The 12,886-nt window shown below is 71.7% G+C and carries 11 protein-coding genes; 6 read left to right on the forward strand and 5 right to left on the reverse strand.

All coding sequences use genetic code 11. The annotated features are described in order from the left end of the window. Positions 1 to 44: 44 nt before the first annotated feature. Positions 45 to 1,604: a Na+/H+ antiporter gene (locus AU196_RS22745; protein ID WP_059097330.1), complete on the reverse strand. Its 1,560-nt coding sequence runs from the start codon at positions 1,602 to 1,604 to the stop codon at positions 45 to 47. Between the two features lie 170 nt (positions 1,605 to 1,774). Here AU196_RS22745 and AU196_RS22750 point away from each other — a divergent pair, with 170 nt between their 5' ends. Further along, positions 1,775 to 2,461, forward strand: a complete 687-nt coding sequence (locus AU196_RS22750) for an SDR family oxidoreductase (protein WP_059097331.1) — start codon at positions 1,775 to 1,777, stop codon at positions 2,459 to 2,461. On the opposite strand, the gene AU196_RS22755 is transcribed toward AU196_RS22750, so the two are convergent. Genes AU196_RS22755 through AU196_RS22770 form a run of 4 tightly spaced genes read right to left on the reverse strand, consistent with a single transcriptional unit; the run spans position 2,443 to position 6,375 of the window. Further along, a complete protein-coding gene (locus AU196_RS22755) occupies positions 2,443 to 3,294 on the reverse strand; it encodes a glycosyltransferase family 2 protein (RefSeq protein WP_059097332.1) in 852 nt (283 codons plus the stop codon). The genes AU196_RS22750 and AU196_RS22755 overlap by 19 nt on opposite strands. After that, positions 3,291 to 4,271 (reverse strand): glycosyltransferase, encoded by a 981-nt coding sequence (locus AU196_RS22760; protein WP_059097333.1) that lies wholly within the window; start codon positions 4,269 to 4,271, stop codon positions 3,291 to 3,293. The genes AU196_RS22755 and AU196_RS22760 overlap by 4 nt, the downstream gene beginning before the upstream one ends. Beyond that, positions 4,268 to 5,359 carry a glycosyltransferase gene (locus tag AU196_RS22765; protein ID WP_059097334.1) on the reverse strand — a complete coding sequence of 364 codons (1,092 nt, stop codon included), beginning with the start codon at positions 5,357 to 5,359 and terminating at the stop codon, positions 4,268 to 4,270. The genes AU196_RS22760 and AU196_RS22765 overlap by 4 nt, the downstream gene beginning before the upstream one ends. Then, complete coding sequence (locus tag AU196_RS22770; protein WP_059097335.1) at positions 5,356 to 6,375, reverse strand: glycosyltransferase family protein; 1,020 nt, start codon at positions 6,373 to 6,375, stop codon at positions 5,356 to 5,358. Before AU196_RS22770 ends, AU196_RS22765 begins: the two co-directional genes overlap by 4 nt. A 141-nt stretch (positions 6,376 to 6,516) precedes the next feature. On the opposite strand from AU196_RS22770, the gene AU196_RS22775 reads away from it, so the two are divergent. Genes AU196_RS22775 through pntB form a run of 5 tightly spaced genes read left to right on the forward strand, consistent with a single transcriptional unit; the run spans position 6,517 to position 12,852 of the window. Then, positions 6,517 to 7,473 (forward strand): WcbI family polysaccharide biosynthesis putative acetyltransferase, encoded by a 957-nt coding sequence (locus AU196_RS22775; protein WP_231737683.1) that lies wholly within the window; start codon positions 6,517 to 6,519, stop codon positions 7,471 to 7,473. Continuing rightward, positions 7,470 to 8,486 (forward strand): glycosyltransferase family protein, encoded by a 1,017-nt coding sequence (locus AU196_RS22780; protein WP_059097337.1) that lies wholly within the window; start codon positions 7,470 to 7,472, stop codon positions 8,484 to 8,486. Before AU196_RS22775 ends, AU196_RS22780 begins: the two co-directional genes overlap by 4 nt. Beyond that, positions 8,483 to 9,820, forward strand: coding sequence for a glycosyltransferase (locus AU196_RS22785; RefSeq protein ID WP_059097338.1), 1,338 nt, complete (start codon positions 8,483 to 8,485; stop codon positions 9,818 to 9,820). Before AU196_RS22780 ends, AU196_RS22785 begins: the two co-directional genes overlap by 4 nt. 42 nt (positions 9,821 to 9,862) lie before the next feature. Then, complete coding sequence (locus AU196_RS22790) at positions 9,863 to 11,392, forward strand: Re/Si-specific NAD(P)(+) transhydrogenase subunit alpha (protein WP_059097339.1); 1,530 nt, start codon at positions 9,863 to 9,865, stop codon at positions 11,390 to 11,392. A 38-nt stretch (positions 11,393 to 11,430) separates the two neighbouring features. After that, positions 11,431 to 12,852 (forward strand): Re/Si-specific NAD(P)(+) transhydrogenase subunit beta, encoded by a 1,422-nt coding sequence (pntB, locus tag AU196_RS22795; protein ID WP_059097340.1) that lies wholly within the window; start codon positions 11,431 to 11,433, stop codon positions 12,850 to 12,852. Positions 12,853 to 12,886: the final 34 nt, after the last annotated feature.

Genomic DNA, 12,886 nt, shown 5'->3' on the forward strand with positions numbered 1-12,886 from the left:
TACCGGCAGCACCGGACAGCGAGAAGACTTGCGATCCGCGTGATTTATTCGGGCTGGCTGCCGCGGGCGTCGAGGCGGCGCAGGACGCGGTCGACGATCGTCGGGTCGGTGCCCGATTCGGAGCGCGCCTCGACCACGGCCTCGCGGGCGGCCGCCAACATCTCGTCCTTGAGCGCGTTGACCGTCATCGCGTGGTCGGCGTGGGCGTCGTGGGATTCGGCGTCGGGCGGGGCGAATCCGACCGAGTGCCACATGCGTTCGGCATTGTCGCGCGCGTGTTCGATGACCTCCGGGTCGGCTTCCTCCCGCTCCTGGAGTTCGTCGAGCCGGGCGAAACCGGCCTCGCGGGCACGACGGATCAGCGCCTGTACCGCGTCGTCCTCCTCGTGGGGCGAGGCCCGCACCCCGAGCCTGCGGACGAGCGTCGGCAACGTCAGGCCCTGCAGCAGCAGGGTCACCACGATGACCACGAACGCGAAGAACACCAGGCGCTCGCGCTCGGGGAACTCCGGCGGCAGCGCGAGGACGGCGGCGAGTGTCACCACGCCACGCATCCCGGCCCAGGACGAGACGGCCATCTCCCGCCACCCGATCGGCTCCGCCACATACGACTTGCGCCGGTGGAGCCGCTCGTCGATGGTCGCCACCGGGAAGATCCACAGGAACCGCACGACGATCACCACCAGTGTGATGACCAGTCCCTGGACGACCAGCTCCTGCAGCGGCGCGTCGATGCTGTCGGCGACGGCGCGCATCTGCAGGCCGACGAAGGCGAATGCGGAGCCGGTCAACAGCAGTTCGACGATCTCCCATGTCGTTCCGGTGGCCAGCCGGGTCTGCGACGACTGGGTGTCGCCGTAGCGGCTCATCGCCAGCGCCACGGTCACCACGGCAAGTACGCCGCTGCCGTGCACGGCGTCGGCCGCCGCGTAGGCCGCGAACGGGACGACCAGGACGAGCCCGCTGCCCGCCGGGTGCGGTGGCAGCTTGTTGATCAACCAGCGGGTGGCGAAGGCGATGGCCAGGCCGACCAGCACCCCGAGGACGACGGCGAGCCCGAGTGCCTCACCCGCCCCCCAGGCGGAGAACGCGCCCGTCATCGTGCCTGCGACCGCCACCTCGTAGAGCACCAGGGAGGTCGCGTCGTTGGACAGCCCCTCCCCCTCAAGGATGGTGCGCAACCGCCGCGGAATGCCCAGCTTCTGGGCCACCGCGGTGGCGGCCACGGCGTCCGGCGGGGCGACCGCCGCGCCGAGCGCGATCGCGGCGATCAGCGGGACGGTCGGCACCAGCGCGTGCAGCGTCGCGCCGACGGCGACGGCGGTGACGCCGACCAGCGCGACGGCCAGCAGCGTGATGGGGCGCCGGTTGTCGAGGAACTCCCGCCAGGACGTGCGTCGGGCGGCGGCGAACAGCAGCGGGGGCAGCACCAGCGGAAGGATCAGCTCGGGATTCGGGGTGAGCACCGGCACCCCCGGGATGAACGCCAGCGCCAACCCGACCGCCAATAGGACGGCCGGATACGGCACGGACAGGCGCTGTGCCACGGGGGCGAGGACGACGGTCGCCGCCAGCAGCGCCAGGCACAGGGTGAGAGCGGCCAAGCGGGTGATCCTTCCGGGGGAACGGACGAGAACTTGTACCCGCTCCGGCCCCGCCGCACCCAGGAATGGCCGGTGACATAAGCTGCCTTACCGTTACCTTATCTTTCCCTTAACTTCCTTAATTCGGGTGTACGGTGGCATGCATCGTCCGGTCGAGGAAGGAGCCAGACATGCACCATGGACCCGAACGGATCGTCCTGATCACGGGCGCCTCGGGGGGCGTCGGCGCCGAGGTCGCGCGGCACCTCGCCGGCCCCGACACCCACGTCGTCGTCCACTACCGCGAGAACTTCAGCGGCGCGGACGCGGTGGCGGACGCGATCCGCCAGGCGGGCGGTCACGCGTCCACGCTGGCCGCGGACATCTCCGACGAAGCGGAGGCGGCGACGCTGATGAATTCCGTCGCGGCGCGGTTCGGACGTCTCGACGCACTGGTCCTCAACACCGCGAGCCGACCGGAACTCGGCGCCGACCCCCGGTACGCCATGCGACTCAACCGGGATGCGCAGCGTCGTCTCGCGCAACTGGCCGTGCCCCTGATGCCGGTGGGCGGCCGCATCGTGTTCGTCACCAGCCATCAGGCGCACTTCTTCCCGAACAAGGCCGTGCCGAAGGGTTATGTGGCCGTCGCCGCGAGCAAGCGCGCCGGGGAGACCGCCCTGTACGGGATGCGTACGGTCCTCGCCCACGCCGGCGTCCACCTCACCGTGGTCTCCGGAGACCGGGTCGACGGTCCGACCATGCGCCCGCTGCCGACGGCCGACGAGTTCGCCGAGGCGATCGTCACGGCGACCACGACGCCGCACCCGCCGAGCATCGCCTACGTCGGCCGGGCCGACTATCTGATGACCGCCTGACCGCCCGCGGTCACCTCGATCTCTTCGCCACGACGGGAGATCAGCCCGTCGCGTTCGAAGGCGTCGAGCCAGCCCGGCATCGGCCATCGGTTCCAGCGGCGCCGGAAGATCCTGGCGTTCGCGACGATCTGGTGAAGGTGCTCGACCGGCGGATCCGACACCGGATGATGCTGGTGGTAGGCGTGCGCGCCGCCCACCCAGACGAGCGGGACACCGTGCTCGCGCGCGACGGCGCCGAAGTCGGTGTCCTCGCCGCCGTAGCCGGTGTACGCCTCGCAGAAACCGCCCAGGACCCGCCACGTCCGCGCGGTGACCGCGAAGGACAGCGACCAGAACAGGTCGTGGTCGTCGGCGGTGACGAGCCGGCCGGCGGGGGGATCGGGGCGCGCCGGGTGCGGTGCGGTCATGGTGTCGAGGGCGTCGATCGGGTAGCCGGCCGGCGGTGGCGGCGGCAGGTAGGTGACCGGTCCGCTGAACAGCGCGACGGATTCGGTCTCCGCGCACGCCCGGACGTACCGGCCGACCAGCTCGTCGCCGGGTATGCAGTCGACGTCGAGGAAGATCAGCACGTCCGCGCCGCGCCGCAACGCGTGCTCGGCGCCCGTGTTCCGCGCCCGCGCCAGGGGTAGGCCGGAGAATGGCCCCGACGCCGCCGGGCAGTCGACGACCTCCACCGCGCCGCCCGCCGCGCCGGCGATCCCGGGGTCGTCCATCGCCACCACCACACGCAGGTCCGGCCGCACCCGCGAGCGGTCGAATCCGGCGCTCTGCCGACGGAGGTGCTCGTGGCGGCCGTGCGCGACCGTCACCACGGCGACCCCCGGGCGGCTCACGCGGCGATCACCGATGCGGCGCGCGCCGCGGCACCCGCACCACGCAACCGCTGCCACCGATCGGCGGCGTTGCGGGCCCGGGCCGCCGACAGCAGCCCCGCCCACTCGTCGGGGTGCGGCCACACCGGCGCGCTGACCACGACGCCCGCGTCGGCCAGCGCCGCCGCTGTGGCGCACTGCTCGTCGAAGGGCCGCCGCTGCGGGATGACGACGGCGGGAACGCCTGCCGTCGCGATGTCGGCGATGGCGCTCTGTCCGGCGTGGGTCACGACGACGTCGGCGGCGCTGAGCAGCGGCCACAGCTCGTCCACCCAGCCTGCGTCACCACCGGCGGCCACCCAGCGGCAGTCGGGCGCCGCGCGCCGCAGCTGGTCGAGCGCGTCATCGGGCGTTGCCGACCCACCCGCCCCCGCCAGCAGCAGTCCGGTCGGGCCGGCCGGCGCGGGGGTCGGCGCGGCACCCTCGAAACGGCTGATCACCCCCACGTAGTGGGTGCGCGGGGCGTGGCGGGCCAGCCAACCGGGCCGGTACACCTCCTCCGACCAGGGCGCCACGATCCGGTCGGCGATGTCGTATCCGAGCGCGTGCACGGCGTCGCCGCGCTCGCCCGGCATCGCCATCACCGTCACCGGCACACCGGCCAGCCGGCACAGCAGGGTCACCTCGACGGAGACGTCGACGACCATGCGGCGCGGCCGCAAGTCCGTGATGGCGTTGACCAGCGCCGCGGATCGGTCGGCGAGCCCGCCCACGTTCAGCGGGACCCAGTGCAGCCGGCCGTTGGCCGTCGGATCGGCGGCCTCGGTGTCCTGACCCGCTACGTCGAGAGGCAGTCGCACCCAGTCGAATTCGGAGCCGAGTTCACGCGGGCGCGGCGCCGAGGAGAAGAACACCACCTCCTCGGTGAGGTGCCTGCTGATGGCCAGTGCCCGCGATGCGTGCCCGCGTCCGTGATGGTGCACGTAGTAACCGATCACGCCGAGACCCGCTCGTCCTCGACGGCCATCAGGTCCACGTACCGCGCGAGGTAGCGCTCGACCATCACGGTCTGCGAGCAGTGCGATTCCGCACGCGCCCGGACCGGGCCGCGCGGCAGTTGCGCCGCCGCGACCAGCGCCCGGCTGAGTGCGTCGACGTCGCCGGGCGGGGCCAGCCGGCCGCTGGAGGCGTCGATGGTCTCGGGGATGCCGCCGCGCGCGAAGGCCGCGACCGGTGTGCCGCTGGCCAGTGCCTCGGCGGTCACGAGACCGTAGGGCTCCTCCCAGCGAGGCGTCACCAGCGCGACGGCCGCACCGCCCACCAGCTCGTTGAGTTCGTCGCGGCGCAGGTGTCCCTCGTAGCTCACCGCACCGCCGAGCTCCGGCCGGACCGCCTCGTCGAAGTACGCGGGGTCACCCACCGGGCCCGCGATCCGCAGCGGCCACCCCGCCGCCCTGGCCGCGGCGATCGCGTCGGGCAGACCCTTCTCCGGCACCAGGCGCCCGCTCCAGACCGCGTAGTCGCCCCCCGGCCCAGGACGCCATTCGTCGAGGTCGATGCCATTGGAGATGACCGGCACCGGCCCGTTGACCGGTTCCCACTGCCGTGCGGTGAACGCACTCACCGCGGTGAACGCACTGGCCACCCCGCCGGGAAGCGCCACGGCCTGTTCCAGCCACTTCAGCGGCGGGGTGTGCAGCGTGGTCAGCATCGGCACCGGAAGCGTGCGCGCCATGGCCAACGGAAGGTAGTGGAGGCTGTGGTTGTGCACGACGTCGAACGAATCCTTCAGCCGGTCAGCCAGATTCATCATCACCGACAGGTAGGCGTGCGTTTCGTGGACCACCCAGTCGGGCACCGTGGTGTCCTGACGAGAGGCGTCGGTCAGCTCCAGGGTGTGCACCGGAACCACGTCCCAGGGCAGGTCGACCGCGGAACCCGGAGCCGCGAACATCGTCACGGAATGGCCCGCCGCGGTGAGGGCGTGCGCGAACTGGTAGACGAACGCTTCGAGGCCGCCGGCGAACGGCTGGCGCACGGGGTACCGCGCCGAGGCGATCATGGCCACCCGGATCGGAGGGGTCACGCCGCGTCCGCATCCGCGAGGACGGTGCGGTAGAGGTCGCTCATCTCCCGCCGGACCTCTCGCAGTTGCCGTCTCCGTTGCGCGCGCCGGTCGTCGCCGGTCGACCGCCGGTGTCCGGCGAGCGCCAGCCCCTCGCGGACCGCGTGCCGCAGGCTCTCCACCAGCCCCGTGCCCACCGCACGGTGGTCGAAGGCCGGATCGCCGTGCTGGTGGCGGAAGTGCCCGCAGTCGGGGACAACCGCCGCGACGCCGGCGTCGTAGCACGCCTCCACCCAGCCCGAATGCGTCCCGAACCGGTAGGGCAGCACGAGCGCGTCGATCTCGCCGAGGTACTGCTGCAGTTCCCGGTCGGTGAACCGGGCGTGCACCCGCACATCGACACCGCGCCGGCTCAGCTCGTCGAGCCGGACGGCGGTCAGTTCGCCCGCCCGTGGTGAGCGGTGGACGTCGTCGTCGACGTCGAGGCGCAGTTGCCACGCGGATTCGCCGGCGGCCAGCAGCGCGTTGATCACCGGGAAGGGATCGATGTTGGCGCGCAACGATTTCGCATGGACGGCGACCACCGGTCGGGCCCGTACCGCGCGCTGCGCCCCGACGGCGGCCGGCGGCAGGACACACGGGTGCGGCAGCACGCCCGCCCGCCTGCCCCACCGCTCGGCGATGACGTCGGCGGCTCCCGTCGTGAGCGTCACCACGGCGTCCGCGGCGGGGATCAGCACGTCCAACCGCGCCAGATGGTCTCGGGGATCCGCGAAGTGCGGGTTGTGCAGATCGTGGACGGTCACCACCAACGGCTTCCGGCGCGAGGTCAGGAGAGCTGCGACGTCGCGCAGCACCGCCGGCGGGGTCGCGTCGTAGCCGAAGTGCACATGCATGACGTCGAAGTACCCGGAATTCTCGGCGACATACCCGGGTTCGAGGAACCGCGGCGGCCACCACTGATCAGGCGACGTCGCACCGGCCGGGCGTGGATCATCCAGCAGCAGAACGGTTTCGGGGTCGGTAATGGAGCGCACGTAGGGATGCGCAGCAGGGACCGAGGCAACAGCGATCAATCACACAACCTGTCGAGCAAGCAGGGGAGGCACACCCTCGCCGCTTGCTAGACGATTGCGCCAACGAATTTGTACCACGGATCCGGGCCTACCCTCGATGTGGTGAACGACCACGACGCAGGCCGCAGAAGGCACTACCGGGACTTCTACCGGCCGCCCGGTTCGCCGCCGTCGCCGTCGTCGCCGCTCTGGCTGGTCGTCGGCAACTGTCAGGCCGAGGCGCTGCGGGTGATCCTCGACGGCGTCCCCCAGCGGCCGTACCGCACCGCCCGCATCCCGCCGGTACACGAACTGCAGCGGTCCGATCTGCGTCACCTCGACGACCTGCTGAGTGAGACCGCGCTGCTCATCTGTCAGCCCATCCGCGACGACTACCGCGACCTGCCGCTCGGCACGTCGCAGTTGACCGAGCGGCTCCCGGCCGGCGCAAAAGGCTTGCGGTGGCCGGTCATTCGCTACGCGGGCCTGTACCCGTTCCAGGTCATCGTGCGCCATCCGGCCGATCGGTCGGTGACGCCTCCCCCGGTGCCGTACCACGATCTGCGCACGATCGTGGCCGCCCGCGACCGCCGGTCCGCCGACGCCGTGTGGGACGTCGAGGTGTCGGCGGAGCAGGTGCGGGCGGTCGCCGGCGCCAGCCGCGAGGAACTCGCCCGCCGGGAACGCGCGCACACCGATGTGGGGGTGTCCGACGTGTTGGCCCGCCAGGGTGCGGACGCCGCACACACCATCAACCATCCCGGTAACGGCGTGCTGACCGAGCTGGCCCGGCGAATTCTGCGTCACCAAAATGTCACACTTCCGGTCGAGCCGCCGACCCGGACGCTGCTCGGCTCGATCCGCGCGCCCCTGGAGGCCCGGGTGCCGGCGGCACTCGGCTTCGATGCCGATCCTCGGCCGAATTGGCAAGAGGGGCAACGTACCTGGACGCCGCAGGAGGTGCATGCCATCCAGATGCGCTGGTATCAGGCTAATCCCGACTACATCGGCTTGGCGCTGGAACGCCACGCCGCGACGCTGGATCTGCTCGGGCTGGCCGCGACGGGTCCGGTCCGGTGAACGCGCCCGTCACCCACCTGGTCGCCGGACCCGGCGCGCACGGAGTCACCAGGTTCGGCAGGGAGCTCGTCCGCGCGCTGCGGAACAACGGATTCGAGGCCCCGATGGTGCACACCGCCCACGCCGCGCTGCGGGTGGCGGCGCCCGGCGGGGTGCACCTGCAGTTCACCGACCGCCTCTTCGGGGGCACGCCGGAGCAGGCAGCCGAGGCGGTGCGCGCGCTCGTCCACGACATCCGCCGGTGCGGTGGGCGGATCACCGTGACCCTGCACGACCTCCCGCAACCGTCGGACGGAACACACCACGGCCGGCGGTGCGCCGCGTACGCCGAGGTGGCCGCCCTCGTCGACGGCGTCGTCGTCAGCAGCGAGCACGAGCGCGCGCTGATGGTCGAGGGCGGCCTGCGTGCGCGCCGGGTCGCCGTGGTTCCGCTGCCCGTGTCCGCCGCGGGCCCGGTCCGCGCCGAGCCACCGCGCCCCGGCCAGGCGCGGACTGTCGGCGTCTTCGGCTTCCTCTACCCGGGCAAGGGACACGCCGAGGTGATCGCCTCGCTGGCCGGCGCCGCACCGGACGTCGAGATCCACGCGCTGGGCGCCCCATCGGCGGGACACGCCGACCTCGCCGACGCGCTGACCCGTGAATGTGCCCGCAGCGGAAGGCGTTTCCACGTCACCGGCCACCTCGCCGACGCCGACGTCTGCTCCGCGCTGCGCGCCGTGACGGTGCCGGTCGCCCCGCACCGCCACATGTCGGCATCCGGGTCGCTCAACTCCTGGATCAGCGCCGGGCGGCGTCCGCTCGCACCCGCCAACCGCTACACCCGGGAGTTCGAGGCGCGCAACCCCGGTGCGGTCCTGCTGTACCCGGACACCCCCGCCGGGCTGCGTGACGCGCTCGAGAGCGCCCTCGACAGTCCCGCGGTGACGTGGCTGCCACCCGGCACGCACTGCCGGCCGTCCCCGGCCGCGGCCGCACGGCAGTACGCCGTGCTGCTGCAGCGGTGGCACTCATGACCGCCCGGCCGATCCCGCTGAGCGACGGCCGATTCACGGTCCCGGGCAATCGGTGGGACCTGATGGCGGGCCGCGCCACCCCCGACGTCGCGGTGGCCGTCGTCATCCCCTTCTACAACCAGCACCGCGAACTCGACCGGACACTGGAGGCGCTCACGCGGCAGACCTACCCCGCCCACCTCGTCCAGGTGGTCGTCGCCGACGACGGCTCGGCCCGGGCGCCCTCGCTGCCCCGGTCGCCGCTCGACATCCGGGTGGTCCGGCAGGAGGATCGCGGATTCCGGGCGGCAGCGGCGCGCAATCTCGGCGCCGCGGCGGCGGATGCGGCCGTGCTGTGCTTCCTCGACGCCGACACCGTTCCCGAACCCGACTACCTGCGCGCCGCCACCCGGCTGCCGGCCCAGCTGCCGGACGCGTTGGTGGTGGGCCGGCGACGCTACGCGGACCTCGACGCCCCCGCCTCCGATACGGCGCCGCGGCCGCTGCCGGAGCCGCGCTGGCTCAGCGACGCCTACACGGCCACCGCGGACCTGCTCCACCTCGACCACCGGTCCTACCGCTACGTGATCAGCTCGGTCATGTCCTGCAGTGCCGACCTCTTCACCGACACCGGCGGCTTCGACGCGTCGTTCGTCGGCTACGGCGGCGAGGACTGGGAGTTCGCGCACCGCGCGCTGGCCAACGGAGCGGTGCTGCACCACGCCCCCGACGCGGTCGCCTGGCACCACGGGCCGGACTGGGCGGGCCGCGACGTCCCCGACCGGGCCGCGGTCAAGAACGCCGAGGCCGTCGCGCTGTCGCGCCGCATCACCGACCCGGACGCCCGCCGCAGCGGATTGCGCTACGCGCTGCCCGACATCGCCGTCGACATCGACGGCACCGGTCACACGGTCGGCTCCCTGATCGCCACGATCAGCTGCTTCCTCGCCGAGGACGTCGGCGTCTGGGTGCGCGGCGAACACGCCGCCCGGCTGCTGGCCGCCGTCGGCGCCGCCGACGATCGCCTCCACGCCGGGCCGGTTCCCCCTGACGTGCTGCGGCGGTGCCGGTTCGTCGTCACCACCGACGGACGCGCCGTGTTGTCCCGTGCCGGTGTGGCGTCGCTGCTGCGGATCTGCTCCGAGGAGAACACGGGCACCGTTACAGCGAGCGCACCAGGTGTTGCGGTGACCTGCCGAGCCACCTGGGCCCTCAATCGGGTACGCCGATGGACCACCGGAACGGTGCGCTTCGCCGACCCCACCGACGCGGACAGGGTGAGCGTGACGACGAGCGTCGACGCCGGGTCGATAAATCTCCGGTGCGGGCCGGAGGAACCCGACCTGTCCTGGTAGGGCGGCCACGCAGTCGGCCCGGAAGGATGCCAAACTGTGCCGATGCTCATCGCGATACCACGCGAATCTCAGCCGGGTGAGACCCGCGTCGCCGCCACACCGCAGACGGTCGGGCAGATCATCAAGCTCGGTTACTCGGTCGTCGTCGAATCCGGCGCAGGCGCCGCCTCCAGTTTCTCCGACGCCGCCTACGTCGAGGCCGGCGCCGAGATCGGCGATCCCTGGTCCGCCGATGTGGTCCTCAAGGTCAACGCCCCGACCGACGCCGAGATCGCCGCGCTCAAGGACGGCTCGACGCTGGTCGGGGTGATCTCGCCGGCGCTGAACCCCGACCTCGTCGAGAAGCTCTCGGCCCGCCGGATCACGGTGCTGGCCATGGACGCCGTACCGCGGATCTCCCGGGCGCAGTCCCTGGACGTGCTGTCGTCGATGGCCAACATCGCCGGCTACCGCGCGGTGGTGGAGGCCGCGCACGCGTTCGGCCGGTTCTTCACCGGCCAGGTGACCGCCGCGGGCAAGGTGCCGCCCGCCAAGGTGCTGGTGGTCGGCGCCGGCGTCGCGGGCCTGGCGGCCATCGGGGCCGCCGGCAGCCTCGGCGCCGTCGTCCGGGCCACCGATCCGCGGCCGGAGGTCGCCGATCAGGTCGCCTCGCTGGGCGGGGAGTACCTGGCGGTCGATCCGGCGGCGGCCGAGGTGTCGACCACCGGCTACGCCAAGGAGATGGGCGAGGACTACAAGGCTCGCGAGGCGGCCCTGTACGCCGAGCAGTGCAAGGACGTCGACATCATCGTCACCACCGCGTTGATCCCGGGCCGTCCCGCGCCGCGGATCATCACCGCGGAGATGGTCGCGTCGATGAAGCCGGGCAGCGTGATCGTCGACATGGCGGCCGCCAACGGAGGCAACGTCGAGGGCACCGTCAAGGATCAGGCGATCGTCACCGACAACGGGGTGACGATCATCGGCTACACCGACCTGGCCGGGCGGCTGCCCGCGACGGCGTCCCAGCTCTACGCGACCAACCTGGTCAACCTGCTGAAACTGCTGACGCCGGAGAAGGACGGGCAACTCACGCTCGACTGGGACGACGTGGTGCAGCGCTCGGTGACCGTCGTCCGCGACGGCGAGATCACCTGGCCGCCGCCACCGGTGCAGGTGTCCGCCGCCCCGGTCGCCGCGGCGGCTCCCGTCGCCCCGGCCGAAGCGAAGCCGGCCAGGCAACCGATGTCGACGGGACGCCGCCTGGGCATCACCTTCGCCGCTGCGGCCGCCCTGTTCGCGCTGATCGCGGCGTCCCCGGCCGCGTTGCAGGTCCACCTGACGGTCTTCGCGCTGGCGATCGTGATCGGGTACTACGTGATCGGCAACGTGCACCACGCGCTGCACACCCCGCTGATGTCGGTGACCAACGCGATCTCCGGGATCATCGTCGTCGGCGCGCTGCTGCAGATCGGGCACGACGATGTCGCGATCACCGCGCTCGCCTCCGTCGCGATCCTGGTCGCCAGCATCAACGTCTTCGGTGGATTCGCGGTGACGCGCCGCATGCTCGCCATGTTCTCCCGCAGCTAGCCTGCGCATCCCTCCCTCGAGACCCTGAAACGGATCCCATGTTCACGGTAGAGACTGCCGCCACATCGGCCTACGTCGTCGCGGCCCTGCTGTTCATCCTGGCGCTGGCCGGATTGTCCAAACACGAGACGTCGAAGGCAGGCAACACCTTCGGGATGGCGGGCATGGCCGTGGCGCTGGTCGCGACCGTCGTGCTCGCCTTCGATCACGGCATCGGGACGCTGGGCGCCGGGCTGCTGATCGGCGCCATGGCCGTCGGCGCGGCGATCGGCCTGTGGCGGGCACGCATCGTCGAGATGACCGGCATGCCCGAACTCATCGCGCTGCTGCACAGCTTCGTCGGTCTGGCGGCGGTGTTGGTCGGCTGGAACGGCTACCTGCACGTCGAGGGCGAGCCCGACGGCGCCGAGGCCGCCGCGCTCGGCGCCGAAGGCATGCTCGGCATCCACTCCGCCGAGGTGTTCGTCGGCGTCTTCATCGGCGCGGTGACGTTCACCGGTTCGATCGTGGCCAACCTGAAGCTCTCGGCGCGGATGAAGTCCGCACCCCTGATGCTGCCCGGCAAGAACATCCTCAACATCGGCGCCCTGGTCCTGTTCGCCGTGCTCACGGTGTGGTTCGTCATCGACCCGCAACTGTGGTTGCTCATCGCCGTGACGGTGCTCGCACTGCTGCTGGGCTGGCACCTGGTCGCCTCGATCGGCGGCGGCGACATGCCGGTCGTGGTGTCGATGCTCAACAGCTATTCGGGCTGGGCCGCGGCCGCATCGGGCTTCCTGCTGTCCAACGACCTGCTCATCGTCACCGGCGCCCTGGTGGGCTCCTCCGGTGCCTACCTGTCCTACATCATGTGCAAGGCGATGAACCGCTCGTTCATCTCGGTCATCGCCGGCGGCTTCGGGATCGAAGCCGGCCCGGCCGAGGACAAGGACTACGGCGAACACCGCGAGATCACCGCGGAAGGTGTCGCCGAACTGCTGGCGGGGGCCGACTCGGTGATCATCACGCCGGGCTACGGCATGGCCGTCGCCCAAGCGCAGTACGGTGTCGCCGATCTGACCCGCAAACTGCGCGAACGCGGGGTCGACGTGCGGTTCGGCATCCACCCCGTCGCCGGGCGGCTGCCCGGACACATGAACGTGCTGCTGGCCGAGGCCAAGGTGCCCTACGACATCGTGCTCGAGATGGACGAGATCAACGACGACTTCGACGACACCGCGGTCGTCCTCGTGATCGGCGCCAACGACACCGTCAACCCCGCCGCGTCCGAGGACCCGGGCAGCCCCATCGCCGGCATGCCCGTGCTGACGGTGTGGAACGCCGACAACGTCGTCGTGTTCAAACGGTCCATGGCCTCGGGATACGCCGGTGTGCAGAACCCGCTGTTCTTCCGGCAGAACACCCAGATGCTGTTCGGCGACGCCCGCGACCGGGTCAACGACATCCTCGCGGCGCTCTGATCCGAACGGGTCCGGGACCACTAGCATCGGTGCG

Origin of the sequence: Mycobacterium sp. IS-1742, from assembly GCF_001500125.1 — a bacterium.
In the GTDB taxonomy this organism is placed as follows: Bacteria; Actinomycetota; Actinomycetes; order Mycobacteriales; family Mycobacteriaceae; genus Mycobacterium.